This window comes from Marinactinospora thermotolerans DSM 45154, from assembly GCF_900167435.1.
GTDB lineage: Bacteria > Actinomycetota > Actinomycetes > Streptosporangiales > Streptosporangiaceae > Marinactinospora > Marinactinospora thermotolerans.
The window spans coordinates 653795-679578 of the sequence record NZ_FUWS01000001.1 but is presented as its reverse complement, the minus strand read 5'-3'; the positions used below and the strand labels follow the sequence as shown (position 1 = coordinate 679578).

General features: G+C 72.2%; 23 protein-coding genes. 19 read left to right on the top strand and 4 right to left on the bottom strand.

The annotated features are described in order from the left end of the window. The first annotated feature begins 181 nt into the window (after nucleotides 1-181). Nucleotides 182-1375, top strand: a complete 1194-nt coding sequence (locus tag B5D66_RS02880) for a CaiB/BaiF CoA transferase family protein (RefSeq protein ID WP_078759966.1) — start codon at nucleotides 182-184, stop codon at nucleotides 1373-1375. Nucleotides 1376-1465: 90 nt separating this feature from the next. On the opposite strand, the gene B5D66_RS02875 is transcribed toward B5D66_RS02880, so the two are convergent. Then, nucleotides 1466-1723, bottom strand: coding sequence for a DUF2470 domain-containing protein (locus B5D66_RS02875; RefSeq protein WP_078760048.1), 258 nt, complete (start codon nucleotides 1721-1723; stop codon nucleotides 1466-1468). Between the two features lie 165 nt (nucleotides 1724-1888). Here B5D66_RS02875 and B5D66_RS02870 point away from each other — a divergent pair, with 165 nt between their 5' ends. From B5D66_RS02870 to B5D66_RS02820, 11 genes are all read left to right on the top strand, one after another. Next, a complete protein-coding gene (locus B5D66_RS02870) occupies nucleotides 1889-2356 on the top strand; it encodes a MarR family winged helix-turn-helix transcriptional regulator (RefSeq protein WP_078759965.1) in 468 nt (155 codons plus the stop codon). A 71-nt stretch (nucleotides 2357-2427) separates the two neighbouring features. Continuing rightward, nucleotides 2428-3129: an SseB family protein gene (locus B5D66_RS02865; RefSeq protein ID WP_078759964.1), complete on the top strand. Its 702-nt coding sequence runs from the start codon at nucleotides 2428-2430 to the stop codon at nucleotides 3127-3129. A gap of 205 nt (nucleotides 3130-3334) precedes the next feature. Next, entirely contained in the window at nucleotides 3335-4132 is a 798-nt protein-coding gene (locus B5D66_RS02860; protein WP_078759963.1) for a prepilin peptidase, read from the top strand. A gap of 634 nt (nucleotides 4133-4766) precedes the next feature. Next, on the top strand, nucleotides 4767-5948 hold the full coding sequence (gene aroC, locus B5D66_RS02855) for a chorismate synthase (protein ID WP_078759962.1): 1182 nt from the start codon (nucleotides 4767-4769) through the stop codon (nucleotides 5946-5948). A 49-nt stretch (nucleotides 5949-5997) separates the two neighbouring features. Further along, complete coding sequence (locus B5D66_RS02850) at nucleotides 5998-6525, top strand: shikimate kinase (protein WP_078759961.1); 528 nt, start codon at nucleotides 5998-6000, stop codon at nucleotides 6523-6525. Beyond that, entirely contained in the window at nucleotides 6522-7601 is a 1080-nt protein-coding gene (gene aroB / locus B5D66_RS02845; RefSeq protein ID WP_078759960.1) for a 3-dehydroquinate synthase, read from the top strand. The genes B5D66_RS02850 and aroB overlap by 4 nt, the downstream gene beginning before the upstream one ends. Nucleotides 7602-7802: 201 nt before the next feature. Next, a complete protein-coding gene (efp, locus tag B5D66_RS02840) occupies nucleotides 7803-8369 on the top strand; it encodes an elongation factor P (RefSeq protein WP_078759959.1) in 567 nt (188 codons plus the stop codon). 40 nt (nucleotides 8370-8409) lie between these two features. Continuing rightward, the gene (nusB, locus tag B5D66_RS02835; RefSeq protein WP_078759958.1) at nucleotides 8410-8823 is read left to right on the top strand and encodes a transcription antitermination factor NusB; all 414 of its coding nucleotides are present in this window, start codon (nucleotides 8410-8412) and stop codon (nucleotides 8821-8823) included. A gap of 26 nt (nucleotides 8824-8849) precedes the next feature. Continuing rightward, entirely contained in the window at nucleotides 8850-9629 is a 780-nt protein-coding gene (locus B5D66_RS02830; RefSeq protein ID WP_144290664.1) for a methyltransferase domain-containing protein, read from the top strand. 33 nt (nucleotides 9630-9662) lie between these two features. After that, entirely contained in the window at nucleotides 9663-10934 is a 1272-nt protein-coding gene (gene dinB, locus B5D66_RS02825) for a DNA polymerase IV (RefSeq protein ID WP_200813485.1), read from the top strand. A 266-nt stretch (nucleotides 10935-11200) separates the two neighbouring features. Continuing rightward, nucleotides 11201-11593, top strand: coding sequence for a DUF3040 domain-containing protein (locus B5D66_RS02820; protein WP_078759955.1), 393 nt, complete (start codon nucleotides 11201-11203; stop codon nucleotides 11591-11593). Nucleotides 11594-11719: 126 nt separating this feature from the next. Here B5D66_RS02820 and B5D66_RS02815 read toward each other — a convergent pair whose 3' ends face one another. From B5D66_RS02815 to B5D66_RS02805, 3 genes are all read right to left on the bottom strand, one after another. Further along, nucleotides 11720-14005, bottom strand: a complete 2286-nt coding sequence (locus B5D66_RS02815; RefSeq protein ID WP_235000660.1) for a transglutaminaseTgpA domain-containing protein — start codon at nucleotides 14003-14005, stop codon at nucleotides 11720-11722. Beyond that, on the bottom strand, nucleotides 14002-15240 hold the full coding sequence (locus B5D66_RS25885; RefSeq protein ID WP_078759953.1) for a DUF58 domain-containing protein: 1239 nt from the start codon (nucleotides 15238-15240) through the stop codon (nucleotides 14002-14004). The genes B5D66_RS02815 and B5D66_RS25885 overlap by 4 nt, the downstream gene beginning before the upstream one ends. A 65-nt stretch (nucleotides 15241-15305) precedes the next feature. Continuing rightward, complete coding sequence (locus B5D66_RS02805) at nucleotides 15306-16292, bottom strand: AAA family ATPase (RefSeq protein WP_078759952.1); 987 nt, start codon at nucleotides 16290-16292, stop codon at nucleotides 15306-15308. 320 nt (nucleotides 16293-16612) lie between these two features. On the opposite strand from B5D66_RS02805, the gene mraZ reads away from it, so the two are divergent. The 7 genes from mraZ to mraY all read left to right on the top strand — a co-directional run bounded on the left by mraZ (nucleotide 16613) and on the right by mraY (nucleotide 25782). Then, complete coding sequence (gene mraZ / locus B5D66_RS02800; protein WP_078759951.1) at nucleotides 16613-17044, top strand: division/cell wall cluster transcriptional repressor MraZ; 432 nt, start codon at nucleotides 16613-16615, stop codon at nucleotides 17042-17044. A gap of 422 nt (nucleotides 17045-17466) precedes the next feature. Continuing rightward, complete coding sequence (rsmH, locus tag B5D66_RS02795; RefSeq protein WP_235000686.1) at nucleotides 17467-18390, top strand: 16S rRNA (cytosine(1402)-N(4))-methyltransferase RsmH; 924 nt, start codon at nucleotides 17467-17469, stop codon at nucleotides 18388-18390. Nucleotides 18391-18807: 417 nt separating this feature from the next. Then, nucleotides 18808-19149 carry a cell division protein FtsL gene (locus tag B5D66_RS02790; RefSeq protein ID WP_235000659.1) on the top strand — a complete coding sequence of 114 codons (342 nt, stop codon included), beginning with the start codon at nucleotides 18808-18810 and terminating at the stop codon, nucleotides 19147-19149. Nucleotides 19150-19227: 78 nt separating this feature from the next. Beyond that, nucleotides 19228-21183, top strand: coding sequence for a peptidoglycan D,D-transpeptidase FtsI family protein (locus B5D66_RS02785; protein WP_078759949.1), 1956 nt, complete (start codon nucleotides 19228-19230; stop codon nucleotides 21181-21183). A gap of 114 nt (nucleotides 21184-21297) precedes the next feature. Further along, entirely contained in the window at nucleotides 21298-22890 is a 1593-nt protein-coding gene (locus tag B5D66_RS02780; RefSeq protein ID WP_078759948.1) for a UDP-N-acetylmuramoyl-L-alanyl-D-glutamate--2,6-diaminopimelate ligase, read from the top strand. Between the two features lie 427 nt (nucleotides 22891-23317). Continuing rightward, nucleotides 23318-24730, top strand: coding sequence for a UDP-N-acetylmuramoyl-tripeptide--D-alanyl-D-alanine ligase (locus tag B5D66_RS02775; protein WP_078759947.1), 1413 nt, complete (start codon nucleotides 23318-23320; stop codon nucleotides 24728-24730). Further along, nucleotides 24727-25782 carry a phospho-N-acetylmuramoyl-pentapeptide-transferase gene (mraY, locus tag B5D66_RS02770; protein WP_078759946.1) on the top strand — a complete coding sequence of 352 codons (1056 nt, stop codon included), beginning with the start codon at nucleotides 24727-24729 and terminating at the stop codon, nucleotides 25780-25782. Before B5D66_RS02775 ends, mraY begins: the two co-directional genes overlap by 4 nt. Nucleotides 25783-25784 lie beyond the last annotated feature (2 nt).

Sequence of the window (25784 nt, the reverse complement as noted above, 5' to 3'; positions counted from 1 at the left end):
TAGGTCAGTCCCCGGCGGCGGAGGGGGTCCTCACCCCGACCGGTCGGGACCCGCGCCGGGGTGTGGGCGTGGCCGGGGCCGAGGGAATGGTGCGAGGGGGTTGTCCCCTTTCGCGGAGATTGGCTAGCGTGGCTCATTGGCTAGGCCAATTTCGGTCGCCGAAGCATGGAGGAGGAGCGCAATGACGCACGCCGGTGGGCCGCTCTCGGGCATCGTGGTGCTGGACCTGTCGCGGGCCCTCGCGGGGCCGCACGCCGCGATGCTGCTGGGCGACCTGGGCGCACGGGTCATCAAGGTCGAGCAGCCGGGCACCGGCGACGACACCCGCGGCTGGGGACCGCCGTTCGTGGGCCCCGAGGACGACCCCATCAGCACCTACTTCCTCTCCTGCAACCGCAACAAGGAGTCGATCGAACTCGACCTCAAGTCCGACGACGGCCGCACCCAGCTCACCCGGCTCGTGCGGGCCAGCGACGTCCTCGTCGAGAACTTCCGCCCCGGGGTGCTCGACCGGCTCGGCTTCTCGATGGAGCGGCTGCACGAGCTCAACCCGCGTCTGGTGGTCTGCTCGATCAGCGGTTTCGGGCACGACGGCCCCGAGGGCGGCCGGGCCGGATACGACCAGATCGCCCAGGGCGAGGCCGGCCTGATGAGCATCACGGGTTCCTCGCCCGAGGAGCCCACCAAGGTGGGCGTGCCCATCGGCGACCTGCTGGCGGGGCTGCACGGTGCCTACGGGACGCTCAGCGCCCTCTACGAACGCGAGCGCACCGGCCGGGGCCGCGTCGTGCGCACCTCGCTGCTCTCCTCGATCGTCGGCGTCCACGCCTTCCAGGGCACCCGTTGGACCGTGGCCAAGGAGGTGCCCCGCCCCATCGGCAACCACCACCCCTCCATCGCCCCCTACGGCACCTACGCCTGCGCCGACGGCATGCTCCAGGTCGCGGTCGCCAGCGAGGGCCAGTGGGCCAAGTTCGCGGCGCTGCTCGGACTGGACGCGACGGACCCGCGCTTCGCCCGCAACGCCGACCGGGTCACCAACCGGCCCGAGCTCAACGCCGCGATCGAGGCGGTGCTGGCCGGCGGGTCCCGGGACGAGTGGCTGGAGCGCATCGGCGCGATCGGGATCCCCTGTGGGGCGATCCGCACCATCGACCAGGTCTACGAGTGGGAGCAGACCCGCTCCCAGGGGCTCGTGCTGTCGGTGGACCACCCGGTGCTCGGCGAGATCGAGCTGCCCGGTCCTCCGGTGCGCTTCGACACCCACCCCGACGAGACCACGGCGGGACGCGCCGGACACCTGCCGCCGCCCCGGTTGGGCGAGCACAACGACAGCGTCCGCGCCTGGCTGGACGAGCTCGACGCGGACGCGTGACCCGCGGCGGGGCGGAGGTGGTGCGGCCGGGGCGACGGCCGCACCACCTCCGCCCCGTTGCGAGCCCTCCCCACGGGCAGGCGCCCGCCCTTATCGTCCACCACGCGGCTCGACCCCGAGCCGGGCGCACGCCTCGCGGTACAACCGCACGACCTCCGCGCGGATCTCACCGCGCTCGGTCAGCGGGCGCCCCCACGGGATGCGCACGGTCTCCTCGACGCCGTCGACGACCACCACGTACTCCCCGCCGGCGCCGTCCAGGCCGGTCATGCGCGCCGACGTGGCCCGCGGAGAATCGCCGAAGGCGCGACAGATGAGCAGGGTGTCCTCGGCGTGGTCGTCGTTCATGTGCGCGGTGACGGCGCGCACGACATCGGGTGAGAACGGGCCGCTGGACACGGGTGGTTCCTTTCCACGGGCGAGGCGTCGCAGAGGTCCACCGTAACCGGCCCACGGCGGGCGGCGACGCGGGGAGGGCGGGCCGGACGCCGGACGCGTAAGTACGATGGGGGTATGAGCGAGGTCGACTGGCTGAACGCCGATGAGCAACGGACGTGGCGCAGCTACCTCGTGGTCAACTCCCTGTTGGAGGAGCGGCTCGACCGCGACCTGCACCGGAGGAACGGCCTCTCCCTGGTCGAGTACGGCATCCTCGTCCACCTCTCGGAGGCCGAGGGCATGCGCATGCGCATGCGTAACCTCGCCCACACCGTCATCGTCTCCAAGAGCCGCCTCTCCCACCAGGTGGCCCGGCTGGAGCGCGACGGGTACGTGCGGCGCGAGCACTGCTCGGAGGACCGTCGCGGCGCCTGGGCGGTGCTCACCGAACAGGGACGCGAGGCGATCCGGGCGGCCGCTCCCGGCCACGTCGCGCTGGTGCGCGCCAGCCTGTTCGACCGGTTGAACCCGGAGCAGGTCAAGCACCTGACAGAGATCATGGACGTCCTGGAACGCGGTCTGCGCGAATCCGAGAACGGATGAGGACCGTCCCCAAGGGGTGTCCTGGCCGGTCCCGCCCACTGACATCCCCCAGGAGGAAGTAGAGTCGCCTCGTGAAGGGACCAACGATCATCGGCGCCCAGCGCTTCCGTGACGACGACGGCAGCGCCGATCCCGAGGTGCGCGAGAAACTGGACGCCTACTCCCGGGGAGCGATCGGTGAGCGCCAGGTCCTGGCCGCGCTCGGTCCCTCCCGGCTCCTCGTCCCGATGGTGGCCGTCGCCACCGAGGTCGAGACCGACGCCGACGGGTTGACCCACGACAAGAAGAGCGACGTCGCGGTGCCGATCCTGGTGGGCAGGGACGGTCGGCGTGGCATGCTCGCCTTCACCTCGGTCGAGACCGTCAAACGCTGGCGTGAGGACGCCCGGCCGGTACCGGTGACCGCCGTGGACGCCTGCCGCACCGCGGTCGAGGAGGGCACGGACGCCCTCGTCATCGACGTCGCGGGGCCGGTCACCTACGCCGTCCAGGGACGTTTCCTGGCCACCCTGGCCGAGCACGGGACCGTTCCCAGCCCCAAGGACGACCCTCAGGTCCTCGGCCTGATCTACCGGATCACCCACACCGAGTTCGGGATCGAGCGGGTACGGATCCACGAGTCCGACCGCGCCGACATCGGGGTGCGCCTGGAGCTGGAGCGCCGCGACGACGAGTCCCTGCGCAGGGTCGCCCAGCGGCTCGCCCAGGAACTCGCCCCTCTCCTGCCCGGAGGCGTGGAGCTCAGCGCGGTCGTGCGCGCGCGCCGCGACTGACGCCCGAGGGACGGGCCGTCCCACGGGGACGGCGGATGTGCCCCCGTCGGCCACCCGGCCCAGACCGCGCCGCCCTTCTCGGGTGGAGTCGTTTTCCCGCCACGGGCGGGCGCCGCGCGGTCGGCGGGAAGGCGCCGCACGACCGGGAAGTGACGGGGTGTGGGCGGCCGGGCGGTGCGTCCACGGTCCGGCCTAGAGTTCCCCCATGCCCTCCATCTCCGTTGTCCTCCCCGCGCTGGCCCTGGCCCTTCTGGGCGGATTGCTGGGGGCCGTCGCGGGCCGGGTGGTCCCGTTGTTCCGGGCCTACGAGCCCGTCCCCGACGGGTCACAGGGGCCGCCCCCGCCCCAGTGCCCCCACTGCGGGACGCGGGTCCCCTGGCCGCGTTGGACGCCGTTGCCGGCGCGCTTCGCCCTGACGGGACGCTGCGCCGACTGCGCCACCGCGGTGCGCGCCCCCGCGGTGGTCGGGGTGACGGCGGCGGCCGTGCTGGGCGGGCTGGCCCTGCTGCCCGGCCGGTCCGCCGTCGAGATCCCCGCCTTCGCCTTCCTGGGGGTGGTGGGGGTGGTGCTGGCGGTGGTCGACGCGCGTACCCACCGCCTGCCCAATCCGCTGGTCCTGCCGGCCTATCCGGTCGCGCTGGCGCTGCTCGGGGCGGCGGCGCTGGCGGTTCCCGATGGGGGCGGGCGGATGCTCACCGCGCTGGCCGGCATGGCCGGGGTCGCGGCGTTCTACTGGGTGCTGTGGTTCATCCACCCGGCGGGGATGGGGTGGGGGGACGTCAAGCTCTCGGGGCTGCTGGGGCTCTACCTCGGTTGGTGCTCTCTGGGGTCGGCGGTCTCGGGCACCTTCGCCGCCTTCCTGTTCTCGGCCTGCTACGGCCTGGTGCTCATCGCCTTGGGGAGGGCCACCCGCAGGAGCCGTATCCCCTTCGGCCCGTTCATGATCGCCGGGGCGTTCGCGGTCATCGCCCTCGGCGACCCCCAGCCGGCCCTGCTCGGTTGAGCCCCGCGCCGCCGCAGATCGACCCCGCCGGGGGCCGACCTCCCGGACGGTGCAGCGGCCCGGCGCGCAGGACGGCCGGGATCGTCGGGCTCCGCGGCACGGGGTCGGGGAACGGGCCGCCCGGCACCGTCGAGATCACGCCGTCCCTCTCACCGGCGCGGCCTGTCCGACGGCCCGGCGCGCGGCCGCCACCAAGCGCGCCTCCACCCGACGCCCACGGTTTGAGACCGCGTCGACCGGCGACGTCGGCGCCACCCGCGCGGCGTCCCGCGGAGCGGACCGGCGGGCCTCGGGCGTGCCGCCGACACCCCGCGTCGCTCCAGCACCCGGCCGGCCTGGCGGCGCCCTGGCAGCATGGCGGCGGACGGAGCGCCGGACCGCCGTCCGGGGCGCCCGCGACCGACACGAGCGGACCACCAGGTGCCGCCGGCCCGACGGACACGTCGATCTGCGCCGCCGCGTCCGGTCCGGCGACCGGCGTGGTGGTGGGCTTCCGGAGTGGCCTGGCAAGGCCGGTCGGGGCGGAAGCCCACCGCCCCGGAAGGAGCGCCACCAGGCGGACGGCCCGCTCCCGGGGACGACCCGCAGTCGCCCCGATGTCCCGCCGAGGTCCCGACCGTGGGAAGATCAGGGCATGTTGCGCTGGCTGACCGCTGGGGAGTCCCACGGGCCGGCACTCGTCGCGATCCTGGAGGGCCTCCCGGCAGGCGTGTCCGTCACCTCTGACGACATCGCCGCCGCGCTGCGCCGCCGACGCGCCGGGTACGGCCGGGGCGCCCGTATGAAATTCGAGCAGGACCAGGTCTCCATCCTCGGGGGCATCCGGCACGGCCGTACCCAGGGCGGGCCGGTCGCCATCGAGGTGGGGAACACCGAGTGGCCCAAGTGGGAGCGGGTCATGTCGCCCGACCCGGTCCCCGCCGAGGAGCTCGAGGGAGTGGCCCGCAACGCTCCGCTGACCAGGCCCCGCCCGGGCCACGCCGACCTCGTCGGCATGCAGAAGTACGGCCACGACGAGGCGCGTCCCATCCTGGAACGCGCCAGCGCCCGGGAGACGGCGGCGCGCGTCGCCATCGGCGAGGTCGCCCGCGCCTTCTGCCGCCAGGCGCTCGGGGTGGAGATCCTCAGCCACGTCGTGTCCATGGGGGAGATCGGCGTACCCGACGACGCGCCGCTGCCCGGCCCCGGGGACCTGGAGCGTATCGACGCCGACCCGTTGCGCTGCGCCGACCCCGAGACCAGCACCCGGATGGTCGCCGAGGTCGACGACACCAAGAAGTCCGGCGACACCCTGGGCGGTGTCGTCGAGGTGCTGGCCTACGGACTTCCGCCCGGCCTGGGCAGCCACGTCCACTGGGACCGGCGCCTGGACGCGCGCCTGGCCGGAGCCCTCATGGGGATCCAGGCCATCAAGGGCGTCGAGGTCGGGGACGGCTTCCGCACCGCGGGACGCCGGGGTTCGGCCGCCCACGACGAGATCGAGCCCGGACCCGACGGGGTCCGCCGCCGCAGCAACCGCGCCGGCGGCGTCGAGGGCGGAATGAGCACCGGGGAGCCACTGCGGGTGCGCGCCGCGATGAAGCCCATCGCGACCGTCCCCAAGGCCCTCGACACGATCGACGTCACCAGCGGCGAGCCGGCCCAGGCGCACCACCAGCGCAGCGACGTCACGGCGGTGCCGGCGGCCGGAGTGGTGGCCGAGGCCATGGTCGCACTCGTCCTGGCCGAGGCCGCGCTGGAGAAGTTCGGCGGCGACTCCGTCGCCGAGACCGTCCGCAACCTGAACAACTACCTGGACGCGCTGACCATCAGGTGAGCGGGTCCGCGGCCCCGGGCGGGACCTCCCGCGGGGGAAGGGGGATTCGGTGATGAGCAGGCCGATCGCGGTCCTCATCGGTTCGCCCGGATCGGGCAAGTCCACGGTGGGGGCCGCCCTGGCGGCCCGGCTGGGCGCGCCGTTGGTCGACACCGACGCCGAGATCGAGACGAGGGCGGGAAAGCCCATCGGCGACATCTTCGTCGAGGACGGTGAGCCGGCGTTTCGCGAGCTGGAGCGCGCGGTCGTCGTCGAGGCGCTGACCGGGCATCCCGGCGTCCTCGCGCTCGGTGGGGGGGCGGTCCTGCATCCGGACACGCGCGCCGCGCTCGCCGGGCACCACGTCGTCTACCTCCAGGTGGAGTTCGCCGACGCGGCCAAGAGGGTCGGCCTGGACCAGGCCCGACCGCTGCTGCTGGGCAACCCCCGGGCCAGGTTGAAGGCGCTGCTGGAGGAGCGGCTGCCCATCTACGAGTCGCTGGCCACGGTCACGGTCTCGACCAGTACCCACCGCGTGGAGGAGGCGGTGGAGGAGATCGTCGCCCGTCTCCCCGCTGCCCGGAACGGAGAAGGATGAGCGCAACACGGATCGGTGTCGGGGGGTCCTCGGCGCCCTACGAGGTCGTCGTGGGCAGCGGTGTGCTGGGCGAGCTCGCCGGGCTGGTCGGCGGGACGGCCGCGCGGGTCGCGGTGATCCATCCCGGTTCGCTCGGCGAGATCGCCCGTCCGGTGTGCGCGGCGTTGGAGGCCGCCGGCCACGTCGTCCACCCCATGCCGGTGCCCGACGGCGAGGCGGCCAAGGACGCCGCGGTGGCCGCCGACCTGTGGGCCCGCCTGGGGCGGGCCGGATTCACCCGCAGCGACGCCGTTGTGGGGGTCGGCGGGGGCGCCACCACCGACCTGGCCGGCTTCGTCGCCGCGACCTGGCTGCGCGGCGTGCGCTGCGTCCTGGTCCCCACGACGCTGCTGGGCATGGTCGACGCGGCCGTGGGAGGCAAGACCGGCATCAACACCGCCGAGGGCAAGAACCTGGTCGGCGCCTTCCACCCTCCCGCGGGGGTGCTGTGCGACCTGGCGACGCTGCCCAGCCTGCCCACCGCCGACTACATCGGCGGCCTGGCCGAGGTGATCAAGGCCGGCTTCATCGCCGACCCGGTCATCCTCGACCTCGTGGAGTCCGATCCCGAGGGCGCCGTCCGCCCCGAGGGCCGGCACACCCGTGAGCTCATCGAGCGCGCCATCGCGGTCAAGGCCGAGGTCGTCTCGGCGGACCTGCGGGAGAGCGGCCGGCGTGAGATCCTCAACTACGGGCACACCCTCGGCCACGCCATCGAGCGCGCCGAGAACTACGCCTTCCGGCACGGGTACGCGGTGGCGATCGGCATGGTCTTCGCCGCCGAACTGGCCCGCCTCGACGGGCGTCTGGACGCGCGGACCGTGGAGCGGCATCGGAGCATCCTCACCTCGGTCGGTCTGCCGACCGGCTACGCGGGCGAGGCGTGGGCCGGCCTGCGCGACACGATGCGGGTGGACAAGAAGGCCCGCGGCGCGACACTGCGGTTCGTGGTGCTGGAGGGTCTGGCCCGTCCCGCGATCCTGGCCGGCCCCTCCGACGCGCTGCTCGACGCCGCCTACCGGGCGGTGAGCGCCTGAACGGCACGCGCAGGTCGCCCCGAACACCCACTAGACTCCTCAGGGGAACGGTGTCGGCTCCTCTGAAGGAGCGTCCCGCCCGAGGCGGAGACGCCGGCGGCCGACACCACGGGTTCCCGCGACGCGCGCCGCAGCCCCACGGGCACGGCCGTGGTTCCTTGACAAGATGACTTTGCCTCACCGCTGGGAGAGACGACCGAAGTGGCCACGACGAACGACCTCAAGAACGGCATGACCCTGAAGCTCGACGGTGGCGAACTCTGGAACGTCGTCGAGTTCCAGCACGTCAAGCCCGGCAAGGGCGGCGCGTTCGTCCGCACCAAGCTGAAGAACGTGACCTCCGGCAAGGTCGTCGACAAGACCTTCAACGCCGGCGTGAAGGTGGAGGTCGCCAACGTCGACCGCCGCGAGATGCAGTACCTCTACGCCGACGGTGAGTCCTACGTGTTCATGGACACCGAGACCTACGACCAGCTCTACATCCCCCGCGAGGTCGTCGGCAAGAGCGCCGACTACCTGCTGGAGAGCGCCCTGGCCACCGTCGCGATCAACGAGGGCACCCCGCTCTACATCGAGCTGCCGGCCGCGGTCGAGCTGGAGATCGCCCAGACCGACCCGGGCCTCCAGGGCGACCGCTCCACCGGCGGCACCAAGCCGGCGACGCTGGAGACCGGCGCCGTCATCCAGGTCCCGCTGTTCATCAGCACCGGTGAGAAGGTCAAGGTCGACACCCGCAGCGGCGAGTACCTGGGTCGCGTCAACTCATGACGTTGCACCACTTCACGGCGGCACCCCTGGCAGGAGATCGATGAGCGGCGCGCGACGCAAAGCCCGCAGACGCGCGGTGGAAGTACTGTACGAGGCCGAGGTGCGCGGCGTCACGGTCGACGAGGTGATCAAGCGGCGACGGGCCCAGCCCGAGCCCCCGATCAACGAGTTCACCGAGCACCTCGCCCGTGCCGTCGACGAGCGGCGTGAGCGCATCGACCACCTGCTCGGCGACTACGCCATCGGCTGGACGCTGGAGCGGATGCCCGTCGTCGACCGCAACATCTTGCGCATGGGGGCCTACGAACTGCTGTGGGCCGCCGACATCCCCGACGGCGTGGCGATCGCCGAGGCGGTGGCGGTGGCCAAGGAACTGTCCACCGACGAATCGCCGACCTTCATCAACGGCCTGCTGTCGCGGCTGATGGAGAACAAGGAACAGCTCACGCTGTGACCTTTCGGGCGGCGGGAGGGAATCTCGTGACGGAAAGGGCCGGTACCGCGGCGTCCGCCTCAGGGCCGCAGCGTGCCGCCGGCACGGCGCGCACCGCCGTCGTCTGGGACGCGCTGCGTTCCGAGCTGGCCGGCATCCAGCGCTCCGGGGGAGAGCCCCTGCGGATCGTGGACGCGGGCGGCGGGACGGGAGGGGCCGCGGTCCCCCTGGCCGAACTCGGTCACGACGTGACCGTTGTCGACCCCAGCCCCGACTCCCTGGCCGCGCTGGAACGCCGCGCGGCCGAGGCGGGGGTGCGGGTGCGCGCGGTCCAGGGCGAGACCGCCGACCTCGCCGGCCTGCTTCCGGCCGGGGAGGCCCACCTGGTGCTGGTGCACAACGTGCTGGAGTACGTCGAGGATCCGGCGGCGGCGCTCGGCGACATCGTCGGCGTCACCCGGCCGGGCGGGGCGGTGAGCGTCCTGGCCACCAACGCGGTCGCGGCGGTGCTGCACCGCGCGCTCGCCGGGCACCTCGGTGACGCCCGGAGCCTGTTGGACTCCACGGACGGCCGTTGGGGCGAGGGCGATCCGATGCCGCGCCGGTTCACCGCCGAAGGGCTCGTCGGCCTCGTCCGTGCGGCCGGCCTGTCCGACATCAAGGTCCGCGGGGTCCGGGTGTTCACGGACCTGCTGCCGGGGCGCGTCTTCGACGGCGACCCGCAGGCCGGCCGGGAGCTGCTGGAACTGGAGAAGTCCGCCTCGGCGCACCCGGAGCTGTCGGGGATCGCCACCCAGCTGCACCTGCTGGCCCGCCGCCCCGCCTGAGCGGCTGTCCCAGGTCGACCGCACAATGGTCATATGAGCCGACGCCAGCTCCAGCGGGGGACCGCGATGCGCGGTGCCGTCACCGCGTCCGGCATCGAGCCGCTCGACCTGACCACCGTGTCCGATGAGGACTGCCCCATCCTGCACATCGACATGGACGCCTTCTTCGCCGGTGTCGAGGAGCTCAAACACCCGTGGGCGCGCGGCCGTCCCGTCATCGTGGGCGGTACCGGCGGGCGCGGGGTGGTGGCCTCCGCCAACTACGCCGCCCGCCGTTTCGGGGTCCACTCCGCGATGCCGATGTCGCGCGCGCTGCGGGCGTGCCCGGACGCGGTGGTCTTCCCACCGGACGGAGCCTCCTACCGCAGGGTCTCGGCGGCGGTCATGGACATCCTCCGCTCGGTCACCCCCGAGGTCGAGCCGCTCTCCCTGGATGAGGCGTTCCTCGACGTCTCCGGTGCGCGCCGGCGGCTGGGCGGCCCGGTGCGCGTCGCCACCCTGATCCGCGAACGGATTCGGACCGAACAGCGGTTGACCTGCTCGGTCGGTGTCGCCTCCACGAAGTTCGTCGCCAAGCTGGCCTCCACCCACTGCAAGCCCGACGGACTGCTGTTCGTCCCCGCGCGGCACGTGCGGGCCTTTTTGCACCCGCTTCCGCTGGGGGCCCTGTGGGGGGTGGGCGACAAGACGGAGCAGACGTTGGCCCGGCTGGGGCTGCGCACCATCGGGGACGTGGCGGCCACACCCCCCGAGACCCTCCGCCGCGAACTGGGCGTCGCCCTGGGAGACCGGCTCGCCGCGCTCTCCCAGGGGCGGGACGAACGCCGTGTCGTCACCGACGCGCCGGACAAGAGCATCGGCGCGGAGGAGACCTTCGCCGAGGACGTCGCCGACGCGGGGCGGATCGGGCGCGAGCTGCTGCGGCTGTCGGAGAAGGTGGCGCGACGGCTGCGGGCCACCGGCCAGGTCGGGCGGACCGTCGTGGTCAAGCTGCGCCGTGACGACTTCACCACGATCACCCGCTCCCGCACGCTCCCCGACTACACCGACGTCGGCCGTGAGATCAGCGCCACGGCGCGGTCCCTGTACGCGGCGGCGGGACTGGACGGGGCGCGGTTGAGGCTGGTGGGGGTCCGGGTAGAGGGGCTGCGGGCCGCGGCCGGCGTGCACCGGCAGCTCGCGTTGGACGAGCCCGAGAGCGGATGGCGCGACGCCGAACGGGTCATGGACCTCGTCGCCCGGCGTTTCGGTCCGGCGGCGCTGCGACCGGCCGTGCTGGCAGAGCGTGACGAAGATGACGTATGATTCGGTAACTTTGTGCCGCCCTCGATCGTTGTACTCGTCAGGTGGTCGTCCACCTGGCGCTGAACCCCCAGGTCGGAGGCAGAGAGGGACGTGGAGACCGGTGTTTTGGGCGAAGCACGCGGGTAGTGTGACCCATGTGGGTCACCTAGACGCGGAAGTATTCTTTTCACCGGGCGCTAAGGCGCCGTATTCTGGGCATATCACTGGCCACCAGATGGTTGCTCAGTACCGGTTGCCCCACCCGGGGACTGTTTTTGGGAGGCGCCGTGCCGCTCTCTGAACACGAGCAGCGCATGCTCGACCAGATCGAGCGGGCGCTGTATGCCGAGGACCCGAAGTTTGCCAATACCGTCCGCCAGACGAATCCTCAGGTCCACTACAAGCGCTGGATCATCAAGGCCTCGATCGGGTTTGTCCTGGGCATCTGCCTCCTCATGGGGGGCGTGATCGTCCAGCAGCCGATCGTCGGTGCCCTCGGTTTCGTCGTCATGCTGGCATGCACCCTGTGGGGCCTGTCGGGGTGGCGGCGCGTCTCCGGTGGTGGCGCGTCCGAGGCGAATACCCCCGCGGCGCAGCCCAAGCAGCGCCGTCAACAGCGTCCGGGCATGATGAGCCGCTTCGAGGAGCGCTGGCGCCGTCGTCAAGAGGGCGAACAGTAGCGTTTCGGCCCACGCGATCCAATACAGAGATCTCACATGTGTCCGCCGGGGTGATCCCTCACCCCGGCGGACACATGTCTGTCTCCCCTTCCTCCCTGTCCCGAACCCGCCCGAGCCGTCTGCGGGTCACGCGTGTGCGCGTCGCCTCCGGGGCCGGGCGCCCCAGACCAGGAGCGAGCGCGGTAGCAGCACCGCCCGCATCCGCCCCCAGGGCCCGGCCCCGGCGCGCAGGGCGCCTCGCAGCAGCAGGCTGTCGGCCGCCAGGTCCTGCGATGGGGCGGGGGGAACCGGGGCGTAGCGGGCCCCCTCCTCGGCCAGCGCGATCCGGTCGAGCGCCGCGCGGGCCTCGGCGGACAGCCGCCGCTCCTCGCCCAGGCGGCGGGCGACCCCACGCGGGCTCTCGGCCGGATTCCAGGCCAGACCGGTGTCGAGGACGTCGTCGCGCAATTCCAGCCACGCGGCGCGGGACCTGGCCGCGTGCGAGCGCGCGCCCGCCCAGCGGACGCGGCGCCTGAGCGTCCGCAGCAGTGCCGGCAGCAGGGGCGCCACGACCAGCGTCAAGGAGACCAGTACCAGGGGCGACAGCGGTGCCGGCCGGGAGGTCGGCGCCGAGGTCGGCGCCTCCGCGGCCGGTGCCCCGCTGCCGGAAGAGGAGGGCGTGGGCTCCTCCTCGGGAGAAGGGACGTCGGTGGTGGAACCGGTCGCCGCCTCCTCCGGAGCGTCCGGCGTGGGAGTCCCGCCCTCGGGGGCGGAGGAGGCGTGATCGGGGACGTTCGCGCCCGGCTGCCCCTGCCCCGAGGAGGGGGTCGGCTCAAAGCGCAACCAGCCATGCCCCTCGAAGTACAGCTCGGGCCAGGCGTGGGCGTCGCGTTCCGTCACCAGCCAGTGGTCGTCGAAGATCTGTTCCCCAGGGGTGTAGCCGACCGCCACCCGGGCCGGGATGCCGGCCTGGCGGGCCATCAGGGCCATCGCGGCGGCGAACTGCTCGCAGTAGCCGACGCGTTCCTCGAAGAGGAAGCGGGCCAAGGGGTCCTCGCCCTCGGGGACGGCCGGGGGCTGCAGGCTGTACTCGAACCTTCCGTCGGTGAACCACTCCTGGAGGGCCACCGCCCGTTCGTGCGGCCCCGACGCGTCGGCGACGATGGAGCGGGTGAGCTCCCCGATCCGGGGGTCCAGGCCGGCGGGCACGTCGAGGTAACGCCGGTCCACACCGCTCACGTTCGGGGAGGCGGCGGCGAGATCGTCGGGGTCGGTCGCGAAACGCGGGGAGGTCACCCGGTAGGTCAGTCCTCCCGCGTTGCCCTGGGGGGCGAACACCATCAACGTGTCGGGGTCGGCGAACCAGTCGCCGGAGATCTCGATCCGCTGTGCCGGATAGGGCAGGGGCAGGAAGTTCATGTCCTGGGCGGTCGGGGTGACGGTGATGTCGGTCGTCGTTTCAACGGCCGCGTCGGACTCGACCCCGGGGACCGGCGGCAGCGCCTCCTCGGTCACCCGGTACCGTTGGGCCGCCCGCACCGCCGACATCGTCCAGTTCTCGCCGTCGAAGGCGTCGAGGACGTGGACCCGCAGGTAGTCGGGTTCCTCCGTGGAGGTGCGGTACTCCAGGACACGCCGATCCAGCGTCGAGAGCAGGCCACGGCGCAGGGAGGCCATCGGGTGGACCGTGGTCACGGTCCCGTTGTCCCCGCGGACCTCGTCGATCAGGCCGAACACCGTCCCACTGGCCAGTCCGGGGACGACGGCCGGGACCAACAGGGCCAGAGCCGTCGCGGGCGCGGCGATCAGGAGGCCGTCCACCGCGTGCCGTCCGGCCCCGCCCGCGCGTCCGGGCAGGGCACCGCGCTCGCGTGCCCGTTCCCAGCCGTCCACGACGAGCAGGATCAGGAATCCGGCCGCGGCCACGACGAACGCCGGACCGCCGATGCCCTCCTCGTGCACCGACAGGGGGACGAACAGCAGGGCGAGGAGTGCCAACCCGCTCAGCGCCGCCAGCCGCAGTGTCACCACGACGAGGTCGACCAACATCGCGAACAGCCCCAGAGACAGGGTGACGACGAACACGAGGGAGGAGGTCGCCTCGATGGGCGAGGGATTGGCGTCGATCTCGGCCATCCCGGCCTCGGCCAGTCCGCGCAGGACGGCCATGGAACCGCCCGTGGGGACGACCCCGAGCAGCGCCTCGCCGGAGGCGTGGCAGCCGGTCAGCAGTGCCAGCAGTACGACCGCCTGGAACAGGGGCAGCAGGAGCGCCGGTGAGCGGAGGGCGCGGGCGGCCAGCGAGGTCAGCCCGACCGCGAGCACCGCCACGGCGGGCACGGGCCACCAGTCCCGGTCCAGGAACAGCGGATGCAGCAGGGGCAGCGCGCCCAGGGTGGCGAGTGTCGCCGCCACCGTGACCCGGCCTTTCACCTGTGCCCTCCCAGGGGTCCGGTCCGTTCGGTCGATGGGCGACGGCCCTGCCACGCCGCGGGCAGGTCGTCCAGCGTGTCGATCGCGAGCACCCGCCACCCGGTTCCGGTGAGCCGCACCTGGGCCTTCTCCAGAAGGGCCGGGGAGGACCATGGCGCCCGTCGACACAGCACCGCGATCCGGTCGCGCCCCTGCGCCGGGCGGGTCCGCGCGAACTCGTCGAGGTCCGACTCGGTCAGCGCGCCGAGCACCGCGACGACCGGCCCCCGGTCCGCCGCGACGGACTCGTCGAGCAGTCCGAGCTCGCAGCGCAGGTCACTCGTCGAGGCCGGGAGCACGGCGAGGACGTCGAGCACGCCATGGCCGGACACGGTGGTCTCGCCTCCCGCGGCGAGCAGACGGATCTCGCGGCCGTCGGCCGACAGGTGGAGCGCGATCGATCCCGCCGCGGCCACCGCGGTCTCCAGCGACGACTCCGCGCCCTCACCCGCGTGGGCGTGGGACCGCGCGTCCAGGAGGAGGGTGGCCTGCTCGCGTCGCCACCGTTCCTCACGCCGTACCATCAGTTCGCCGCGCCGCGCGGTCGAGCGCCAGTGCACCCGCCGAACGTCGTCACCGTGCCGGTACTCCCGGGGAACGGTGTCGTCCTCCCCGCTGCTCGCCATGGAACGCGCTGGACTGGTGTCGCTGTCCGCTGTCCCGCCACCGGGCGCCGCCCCCGAGAGCTCCACGATCCGGGGCACCACCAGCAGCGACAGGCCCGACCCCGAGGGCCTGGCGAGTTCGACGCAGCCCAAGGGGTCGCGGAAGCGCAGGGTCAGGGGACCGATCGGGTAGCGTCCGCGCGCCCGCGCGCACACCCGGTAGGCGATCTCCCGTTCCTCGCCACGGCGCAACCGGCCCACCGCGAAGCTCGGGGGCCGCCCCAGCGCCAGCGGCAGCGTCTCCTCGACGACCAGCCCGCCGGCGAACAGGGCCGTGGAGGAACCGGTGAGCCGGATCACGACCCGCGCCTCCTCCCCGGCGGTCACCCTGGCGGGGAGGAGATCGCGCGTGTGCCGCACACCGTCGGGGACTCGCAGCACGGTCAATGCCGCCAGCAGGGGCAGCGAGACGACGAACACGCCGACACGCAGCAGATCGCGTTCGCCGACGAGCACCGCTCCGACGGCGACCGCGACGCCCACGCACAACAGGACCCGACCGCGGAAGGTGAAGGCGCGTAGGGGTTTCACGACCCCGTCTCCGGCCGGACCGGAACGGCGGGGCGCAGGACGGCGTTCATGGAGGTGTCCTCGGGTCAGTCGGGAACCGGGATCCTGGCGACGAGGTCGCGGACGACCTGTTCGACGGGCAGCCCCTCGATCCGCGCCTCGGTGCTGGGGAGCAACCGGTGGGAGAGGACGGGGACCGCCAGGGCCTGGAGGTCGTCGGGGATGACGTAGGAGCGCGCCTCCAACGCGGCGTAGGCGCGTGCCGCGCGGACCAGGTGCAGGGTCGCGCGCGGCGACGCTCCCAACCGCAGCGCGGGGGAGGAACGGGTGGCCGAGACGAGGTCGACCGCGTAGCGGCGCACGGAGGGGGAGACGTGGATGGCGCGGACCCGGTCGATCATGTTCTGGACGTCCGCGGCCTTGGCCACCGGCTCCAGCCCCGCCAGCGGCGACCGGGATCCGTGGGTGTCGATCATGTCGAGTTCGGCCTGAGGGGAGGGGTAGCCGATGGCGACGCGGGCCATGAAACGGTCGCGTTGCGCCTCGGGCAGGGGATAGGTCCCCTCCATGTCCACCGGGTTCTGGGTGGCCACCACCATGAAGGGCCGTTCCAGCTCGCGGGTCTCGCCGTCGACGCTGACCTGGCTCTCCTCCATGCACTCCAGCAGCGCCGACTGGGTCTTGGGCGAGGCCCGGTTGATCTCGTCGCCCACGACGATGTTCGCGAAGACCGGCCCCGGGACGAACTCGAACTCGTGGCGTTCCTGGTGGTAGGCGTTGACTCCGGTGATGTCGCCGGGAAGCAGGTCCGGGGTGAACTGGATCCGGCTGACGGAGCAGTCGATCGACCGGGCCAGCGCCTTGGCCAGCATCGTCTTGCCGACGCCGGGGATGTCCTCGATGAGCAGGTGCCCCTCGGCCAGGAGGACGGTCAGCGCGATCCGCACGACCTCGGTCTTGCCCTCGATCACGGTTTCGACGGCCGTCCGGATGCGGTCGGCGGTGTCCAGGACCGCGCCGACGTCATGCACGGCCTCGTCGTCTCGTCCGGTGAGCCGCGTGTCCAGTGACACCTGTCCCCTCCCGCCCCGCCTGCTCCGACGACTTGAGGCTAGGCGTAAAGCGGGGCTTTGCAAACCGGAACCGGAGAGTACGTCCGGGCTCCCGCCGTGACCCGCCTCACCGGCGGATCCCCGGGGCGCGTCACGCCGTGACGGGCCCCGCGGCCCGACACGTCCGGATCGTTTCGCTCCTCCCCCTCTGAAGTGCTTCGATGCTCGCTGGGGGCGGGTGGGGCGACCGCGGAATCTGTTGACCGTGGAGGAGAGTGGAGTACAGTGGGGCACCGTGGAGCGGGGCGCCGCTCCATCGGGTCGGTGGGAGGTGGGAACCGGTGTTCCTCGGCACCCACGCGCTACGCCTCGATGAGAAGGGACGACTGTTCCTTCCGGCGAAGTACCGCGACGAACTGTCGGGGGGACTGGTGATCACGAAAGGCCAGGAGCGCTGTCTCTACGTCTTTCCTGTGCACGAGTTCCAGCGCATCACCGACGCCCTCCGTTCCGCACCCGTCACCGCCAAGTCGGTGCGCGACCACGGTCGCGTCTTCTTCGCCAGTGCGTCCGACGAGACGCCCGACAAGCAGGGCCGGGTCACGGTCCCGCAGAGTCTGCGCTCCTACGCGGGACTCGGCCGCGACTGCGTTGTCATCGGGGCCAACACGCGCCTGGAGATCTGGGACGCGCGAGCCTGGGCCGATTACGAGACCGAACAGGAGCAGGCGTTCGCGGAGTTGTCGGAGGAGGTGTTGCCGGGGGTGCTGTGACCCCAAGGCGTCGCCGCGCCGGTTCGACGGCCGGTCCGGCGGGTCCACGGGTCACGACCGTCGAATCCCGTCCGGTCACGGCCTCCAGACGCGCAGGAACGCCGGCTGACGCATCTTCCCCGGCGCCAGACGGCGAAAGGCGGGTCACAGCGGCTCCGCGTGCCGCGTCCGGGGGCCGGACCGGGGCGGTCTGGTCCGGTTGTCGACACCGGGTGCTGTCACGATCACGAGGGACGTCGATCGGGCCGCACCCGAGCCCGGCACCGACGACTGAAGAAGTAGCGATTCAAGGGGGAAGAGTGCTGATGGTCGATCCCGGACCGGAGGCCGTGGACGGGGCGTCGGCGAAGACGACCGATGTCGCGAGGGCCGCGGAGGGGCACGAGGGTCCGTTGGAGGATCGGCCCAAGCACGTGCCGGTCATGCTGGAGCGGATCGTCGAGGTCCTCTCCCCGGCGCTGGAAGGCGAGCGGCCCGTCCTCGTGGACGGCACACTGGGGCTCGGCGGCCACTCCGAGGCCCTGCTACGCGCCCATCCGCGGCTCCGGGTGGTCGGTGTCGACCGCGATCCCAGCGCGTTGGAGCGCAGCGCCCGTCGCCTCGCTCCGTTCGCGGAGCGGGTCGACTACGTCCACGCCGTCTACGACGAGATCCCGCGCGCCCTTGACGACCTCGGGATCGCCGAGGTCCACGGTGTCCTTCTCGACCTCGGGGTCTCCTCGCCCCAGCTCGACGAGGCGGAACGGGGCTTCGCCTACTCCTACGACGCGCCGCTGGACATGCGGATGGATCCCACGCGGGGGCTCACCGCGGCCGACGTCGTCAACACCTACTCCGCCGCCGAACTCGCCCGCGTCCTGCGGGTCTACGGCGAGGAGCGTTTCGCCGCGCGCATCGCCCAGGCCATCGTCCGTGAGCGGGCGGGCGGGCCGATCGACTCCACCCGCCGTCTGGCCGACCTCGTTCGCGGCGCGATCCCGGCCGCCACCCGGCGCACAGGCGGAAACCCGGCCAAACGCACCTTCCAGGCGCTGCGTATCGAGGTGAACGCGGAACTTCCCATCCTGGAACGCGCGCTGCCCGCGGCCCTGTCCCGGCTCGCGGTCGGGGGACGGATCGCGGTGCTGTCCTACCACTCACTGGAGGACCGCATCACCAAGCGCGCGCTGGCGGCGCTGGCCACCGACACCACACCTCCCGACCTGCCGGTTCCGCTTCCTGACCGGCAACCCGAACTCCGCCTGCTCACCCGCGGGGCGGAACTGCCCTCACAGGAGGAGAACGCCCGCAACCCCCGTGCCGCCTCGGCGCGCCTGCGGGCCGCCGAGCGGGTCCGCAGGGCGTGACGAGGGACGGCTGAGGGATGACGCGCCGTGAATGGGGAAGCAACGGGCGCGGGACCGGACCAGCCGGACCGGGAGTAAACAGGGGACAGGGATGAGCGAGCCGCAGGGGAACGGCGACACCCGGGCCGCGGGCCGCGCCGGCAGGGGGCGAACACGCCCCCACGCCACGACCGGTGCGCAGACCGGGGGCGCGTCTGTCCGCTTGGGCGCCGAAGGGGAACGGGAGAGCGCGGTATGAGCAGTGCGATCGAGGACAAGGCCCGGCGCGGGCGGACGGCCGGACACGCCGCGACGGCATCGGTCCCCCGGAGCAGAGCCCACCGTCCGCGCGATGTGTCCGCGCGGCGCGCCGCGACGCCGTCCCGGCCGGTCCCCCGCCCCGCTTCCCGACCCGCCGCGACGGCGCAGCCACCGCGCATGCCCTTCGTCCTGCTCGTCCTCGCCCTGCTCGGCGGCGCCCTGGTGGTCCTGCTGGCGCTGCGCACCGTCCTGACCGAGGACGCCTTCGAGATCGGGGAGTTGCAGAGGGAGAACCGGGAACTCTCCCACGAGCAGCAGCGCCTACAGGAGCTCGTCGTCCAGGCCGAGTCGCCCGACGCGCTGGCCCGCCAGGCAGAAGAGCTCGGTATGGTGCCGGGCGAGGCGCCGCAGTTCATCGACACCCGCACCGGCGAGGTCCGGGGCGGTGACGAAGGCGGGGCCGACAGCGGGCTGCCCGGAACCGGAGACCCCGGCGAGGTCGACGGGGAGGCCCGGTGAAGGGCGTGGCCGGCGCAGACCGGGGGGACGGGGCCGCCGAGCGCGGGCCCGCGTCGGTGAACCGGTGAAGGAGGCAAGGTGAGCACACCCCGTGACCCCCGCCCTCGCAACCCCCGGCGCCGTGGCACCCCCGACCGCACGGTCAAGGGGACGTCTCCGCGGGAGAACGGGGGGCAGGGCCGGCCACGCGGGTCGGTGGATCCGGCCCGGACGGGCACGGCGGCGAAGGGGGGCAGGCCACGCCCGCGCGGGAAGGCCGTCCCGTCCCGCCGCCCCCCGCGTGGCCCGGTTCCACCGCTGCGGCGACGGTTCCGCCGTAGTGATCCGGGCCCGCGCATCAGGATCGCCCTGGCCCTGATGGGGGTGGTGCTGTTGGTCTTCGCGGGGCGGCTGGTGCAGATCCAAGGGATCGAGGCCGCCTCCTACGCCTCGGCGGCCGCCGAGCTGCGCCTCAGCGAGACGGAGATCCCGACCACGCGCGGATCGATCACCGACGCCGATGGGCGGCCGTTCGCGATGTCGGTCGAGGTGCGCACCGTCTTCGTGGACCCCTACGACGTCAAGGCCGACGAGCGCGACACGATCGTCACCGAGCTGTCGCGCCGCTTCGACCTGCCCGAGGAGGAGGTCGCCCGCAAGGTGGACTCCGACGACAGCCGCTACCAGGTGATCGCGCGCGAGGTCCCGCTCGAGGAGTGGAAGGAACTCGACGAGCTGGACCTCCAGGGGGTGGCCGCCGAGACCGCCTACAAGCGCGTCTACCCCGAGGAGACCGGGGCGGCCAACCTCGTCGGCTTCGTCGGCACCGACGGGCACGGCCTGGAGGGCCTGGAGAGCGTCTTGGAGGATACGCTCGCCGGCGACCCCGGCAGCAGGCAGGTCGAACTCGGCACGGGCGGCACCGAGATCCCCATGGCCAACGGCGTCGCCAAGGAACCGGTCCCCGGCCACGACGTGCGGCTCACCCTGGACCAGGACGTCCAGTGGCGGGCCCAGCAGGCCCTCGCCCAACGGGCCGGGGAACTGGGGGCCGACAGCGGCAGCGTGATCGTGATGCGGCCCACCGGCGAGATCGTCGCGATGGCCAACTACCCCACCTACGACCCGGACGCCATCGAGGAGTCGACACCCGAACAGCGCGCCAATGGGGCCTTGTCGGCCGCTTTCGAGCCGGGCAGCACCAACAAGGTGATCACCGCGGCGGCGGCCTTGGAGGAGGACGTGGTCACCCCGGACACCGTCTACACGGTGCCCGACTCCATCCGTCGCCACGGCGAGACGTTCCGCGACTCCCACAACCATCCGACCCAGCGGATGACGCTCAACGGGATCATGGCGACGTCGAGCAATGTCGGCACGATCAAGGTCGCCGAGGACGTCGGCGCGGAAGGGCTGTACGAGTATCTCGGCAAGTTCGGCTTCGGCGAGCCCAGCGGTCTGGGACTGCCAGGGGAGAACAGCGGCATCCTCACCGCGCCCGACGAGTGGTGGGGGACCCAGCTGGCGTCGATCTCCTTTGGACACGGCATCTCCGTCAACGCCGTCCAGATGGCGAGCGTCTACGCGACGGTCGCCAACGACGGCGTGCGCGTCGAACCCACGGTCATCGCGGGCAGCACCGACGAGAACGGCGAGTTCCGCCCGGCACCGGAGCCGGCCAAGGAGCGGGTCATCTCCGAGGAGACCGCCAGGGAACTCAGGTTGATGCTCGAGGCGGTGACCGGTGAACACGGGACCGCCCAGGACGCCCGTATCCCGGGCTACCGGGTCGCGGGCAAGACCGGCACCGCCAACCGGGTCGACCCCGACACGGGGAGCTATGACACCGGGGGCTACACCAGTACGTTCGTCGGCATGGCGCCGGCCGACGATCCGGAGCTCATCGTCCAGGTCGTCCTGCACAACCCCAAGGAGCAGTACTACGGGGGCGAGGCGGCGGCTCCGGTGTTCACCGATGTGATGTCCTTCGCGCTGAAGACGTTGCAGATCCCGCCGACGGCGACCGAGCAGCCCAACATCCGCCTGTTCGAGTGAGGTGCGGACGTCCTGGTCTCCCGTCCGAGGGGAGGCGCGGGGCCATGCCGCGCGGGCGTGTGGATTAACCCCGGGTGGGTCACAACGGATAACCTCATCGGCGTGCCACCGGTAATGCGACCTGATCACAATCAACTCCGCCCGCTGTCCGAACTCGTCCGGTTGCTGGAGACGAACGCCTTCGGCGGGCGCCCCGACCCCGACGGGACGACGGACGCCGTGCCTCCGGCGGTCATCGGCGACGACCTCGACGTCACCGAGACGACGATCACGGGGATCACGCACGACTCCCGCGGGGTGCGTCCCGGCGACCTCTACGCGGCCCTGCCGGGTCAACGGGCGCACGGCGCCGCCTATGCCGAACAGGCGGCCCGGGCCGGCGCCGTGGCGATCCTCACCGATCCGCAGGGCTACGAACGCGCCGTGGCCACCGGGCTGCCGGTGCTCACCGTCCCAGATCCCCGCGCGGTCCTGGGCGAGGCGGCGGCCTGGGTCTACGGCCACCCGGCCGACGAGTTGCTGCTCATCGGCACCACGGGGACGAGCGGCAAGACGACGGTGACCTACCTGATCGAGTCGGGGCTGCGCGCCTCGGGGCGGCGCACCGGGCTGATCGGCACCGTGGAGATGCGGGTCGGTGACGAGCGGGTCGACTCCTCGCTGACCACACCGGAGTCCACCGACCTGCACGGTCTGTTCGCGGTCATGCGCGAGCGTGGCGTCGACGCGGCCGCCATGGAGGTCTCCAGCCACGCCCTGGCCAAGGGCCGGGTCGGTGGCGCCCACTACGACGTGGCGATCTTCACCAACCTCTCGCAGGACCACCTGGACTTCCACGCCGACCTGCGCGACTACTTCGACACCAAGGCGCGCCTGTTCACCCCGGAGTTCGCCAGAATCGCGGTGGTCAACCGCGACGACCGGTTCGGGCGGGCGCTCATCGACATGGTCGCCGCCCACGGTGAGGTCCCGGTGACGACCTTCTCCTCCGAGGGAGACCCCGAGGCCGACTGGCGGGCCGTCGACGTGGAGCTGGGGCCTGACGGCAGCACCTTCCGGATCGTCGGCCCGGGCGGACTGGAGACGAACGCGGCGGTGCGGCTGCCCGGCCCCTTCAACGTCTCCAACGCGATGGCCGCGATCGTCGGCCTGGTCGAGGCCGGGATCCCGCTGCACGAGGCGATCGAGGGGGTCGCCGCGGCGCCGGGCGTGCCCGGGCGGATGGAGCGCGTCGACGAGGGACAGAACTTCACCGCGATCGTCGACTACTCCCACAAACCGGGGGCGATCGAGGCGGTACTCTCCTCGTTGCGTTCCATCACCGAGGGGCGTCTGACGATCGTCGTGGGCTGCGGTGGCGACCGTGATCGGGCCAAGCGTCCGCTCATGGGCGAGGCGGCCGCGCGGTTGGCCGACGCCGTCATCCTGACCGATGACAATCCGCGCACCGAGGACTCGATCACGATCATCACGAGCATGCTCGACGGGGTCGCGAAGGTCCCGCAGGAGGAGCGCGCCCGCATCACGGTCGAGCCCGACCGCGCCACGGCCATCCAGATGGCGGTGGAACGCGCCAAGCCCGGTGACGTGCTCGTGGTGGCGGGCAAGGGCCACGAGCGCGGCCAGTACGTCGCGGGGCGGGTCCTGGAGTTCGACGACCGCGAGGTGCTGCGCGATGCGCTGCGCTGGCGGGTGGGCGACTCCTAGAGGGGTGCCCGCGGGCCGATGGCGGTGCTCTCGGGCGGGTCGTGAGGGAAAAATCGGCCCGTCCGAAAACCGGTGTGAATCGTGATCACTCCGTGAGTAGAGCCCGGCGTCGATAGGGGTGCCTTCCGGGAGGAAACGCCGGACCTGCGAGTTTCTGTCGATTTCCGGCGACAGAGGGAAGGCTGGGACGGGGCGCTGTCCGTGCGCTCCGTCGCCATGGGGTGACGAACCGGTTCCCATTCCGGGCTGGGCGCAACCCCGATAACCAAACATGTTCTAAGGTAGGTCCGGCAATTGCAGCCCGGCACCGTGGCGTTGAAACGCCGCCCTGCGTCCCATGTGTACAGCGATGTCCCCGTACTGCGCGCTGTCCGTCGTCAGGGAGCCCCCAGGCGCGGTGGAACCGGGCCCGACATGAGGAGTGGATTTGATCGCGCTGACGCTCGATCGGATCGCTGAGATCACCCAGTCCCGCATATGCGGATCGGCGCAGCCCACCGACATCGTCACCGGCCCGGTCGTCATCGACTCGCGGCAGGTCGGCCCGGGCTCGCTCTTCGTGGCTTTGGGTGGCGAGCGGGTCGATGGCCATGACTTCGCCGACGCGGCCGTCGCCGCAGGCGCCGCAGCCGTGTTGGCGTCCCGCCCGGTGGCGGCACCGCACCTGCTGGTTGACGGAGGCGACGCCGAGGTCGTGGACGCCCTGGGGCGACTGGCCCGGGCCGTCGCCGAGCGGCTTCCCGACGCCGACATCGTCGGTGTGACCGGCTCGTCCGGCAAGACGACCACCAAGGACCTGCTCGCCCAGGTGCTGCGCCGCCTCGGTCCCACGATCGCGCCCGCCGGCTCGCTCAACAACGAGATCGGCCATCCCCTGACCGTGCTGCGTGCCGACGAGACCACCCGGTTCGTCGTGCTGGAGGTCGCCGCGCGTGGCATCGGGCACATCGCCCACCTGTGCTCCATCGCCCCGCCGCGCATCGGCGTCGTGCTCAACGTCGGCAGCGCCCACGTCGGCGAGTTCGGCAGCCGCGCCGCCATCGCCCAGGCCAAGGGCGAGCTGGTCGAGGCGCTGCCGTCGGCGGAGCAGGGCGGCGTCGCCGTTCTCAACGTCGACGACGACGCGGTGATCGGGATGCGCGCGCGCACCGACGCCCGGGTCGTCACCTACGGCCTGGCCGAGCAGGCCGACGTGCGCGCCCGCGACGTGGAACTGGACGCTTCGGGACGGCCTCGCTTCGTCTTGGAGCTGGGAGGAGACAGCGCGCCGGTCAACCTCGCCCTGGTGGGCGTCCACCAGGTGCACAACGCGCTCGCCGTGGCGGCGGTCGCCGCGGAGATGGGCATGGCCGTCGCCGACATCGCCGCAGCCCTGAGCGAGTCCGGCCCGGTGAGCCGATGGCGGATGGAGGTCACCGACCGCCCGGACGGTGTCACCGTCGTCAACGACGCCTACAACGCCAACCCCGAGTCCATGGGGGCCGCACTGCGGACGCTGGACGTCCTCGCCCGCGGCCGGCGCTCCTTCGCGGTCCTGGGGCACATGGCCGAGCTCGGCCCCGCCCACGAGGCCGAGCACGAACGCATCGGCCGGCTCGCGGCCGAACTCGGCGTCGACACCCTCGTCGTCGTCGGCGAGCACGCCGCTCCGATCGCCGAGGGCGCCCGGGCGGTCTCCACCTGGGCCGGGGAACTCGTCGAGGTCCCCGGCGCGCTCGAGGCCGCCGCCGCGTTGCGAGAGCGGTTGCGTCCCAAGGACGTCGTCATCGTGAAGGGATCCCGCGTGGCCGGGCTGGAACGGGTAGCCGAGGAGCTCATCGCCGTGGAGGACGCCAAGTGACCGGCATTCTCATCGCCGCGATGCTCTCCCTGCTGGTCTCCCTGCTGACCATGCCGATGGTGATCCGGATCCTGTACCGGTTCAAGTTCGGCCAGGAGATCCGCGACGACGGCCCCGAGGGCCACAAGACCAAGCAGGGCACGCCCACCATGGGCGGCATCGTCATCATCCTGGGCGCGGTCATCGGCTACTTCGGTGCCCACCTGGTGTTGATGACCAGACCGACGGTCTCCGGCCTTCTCGTGATGTTCCTGTTCGTCGGGTTGGGCTGTGTCGGCTTCCTCGACGACTTCATCAAGATCTACAAGCGGCGCAGCCTGGGGCTGCGCAGCGGCGCCAAGATGGCCGGCCAGGCCATCGTCGGTATCGGCTTCGCCTTCGCCGTCACCCAGTTCCCCAACGGCTACTCCTACACCCCCGGCTCGGTCCACCTGTCGTTCCTGCGCGACTTCGGACCGCCCCTGATGCTCGGCGTCTTCATCATCTGGGCGCTGTTCCTCATCGTCGGTTTCTCCAACGCGGTGAACCTGACCGACGGTCTCGACGGTCTCGCCACCGGTGCCACGATCCTGTCACTGGTCGCCTACGTGGTCATCGGCAACTGGCAGCTCCGGCAGAGCTGCGTCAACGCGCTGGAGCCCAACTGCTACACCGTCCGTGACCCCCTGGACCTGGCGGTCGTCGCGGCGGCGGGGCTGGGCGGCTGCATCGGCTTCCTCTGGTACAACGCGCCGCCGGCCAAGATCTTCATGGGCGACACCGGCTCGCTGGCCCTGGGCGGTCTGCTCGTCGGCCTGGCCATCACCACCCGTACGCAGCTGCTCCTGGTGATCATCGGCGGTCTGTTCGTCCTCATCACCCTGTCGGTGATGCTGCAGATCGGATCGTTCCGGCTGACCGGCAAGCGGATCTTCCGGATGGCCCCCCTGCAACACCACTTCGAACTGAAGGGCTGGGCGGAGAGCACGATCGTCATCCGGTTCTGGATCATCCAGGGCCTGTTCGTCGCGGTGGGGGTCGGGCTGTTCTACCTGGAATGGATGCCGAGGTAGTG

Coding starts and splice junctions, on each gene's coding strand:
- B5D66_RS02880 (WP_078759966.1), top strand. CDS start 182: ATGACGCACGCCGGTGGGCCGCTCTCGGGCATCGTGGTGCTGGACCTG.
- B5D66_RS02875 (WP_078760048.1), bottom strand. CDS start 1,723: ATGAACGACGACCACGCCGAGGACACCCTGCTCATCTGTCGCGCCTTC.
- B5D66_RS02870 (WP_078759965.1), top strand. CDS start 1,889: ATGAGCGAGGTCGACTGGCTGAACGCCGATGAGCAACGGACGTGGCGC.
- B5D66_RS02860 (WP_078759963.1), top strand. CDS start 3,335: ATGCCCTCCATCTCCGTTGTCCTCCCCGCGCTGGCCCTGGCCCTTCTG.
- aroC (WP_078759962.1), top strand. CDS start 4,767: ATGTTGCGCTGGCTGACCGCTGGGGAGTCCCACGGGCCGGCACTCGTC.
- aroB (WP_078759960.1), top strand. CDS start 6,522: ATGAGCGCAACACGGATCGGTGTCGGGGGGTCCTCGGCGCCCTACGAG.
- nusB (WP_078759958.1), top strand. CDS start 8,410: ATGAGCGGCGCGCGACGCAAAGCCCGCAGACGCGCGGTGGAAGTACTG.
- dinB (WP_200813485.1), top strand. CDS start 9,663: ATGAGCCGACGCCAGCTCCAGCGGGGGACCGCGATGCGCGGTGCCGTC.
- rsmH (WP_235000686.1), top strand. CDS start 17,467: ATGCTGGAGCGGATCGTCGAGGTCCTCTCCCCGGCGCTGGAAGGCGAG.
- B5D66_RS02790 (WP_235000659.1), top strand. CDS start 18,808: ATGCCCTTCGTCCTGCTCGTCCTCGCCCTGCTCGGCGGCGCCCTGGTG.
- B5D66_RS02780 (WP_078759948.1), top strand. CDS start 21,298: ATGCGACCTGATCACAATCAACTCCGCCCGCTGTCCGAACTCGTCCGG.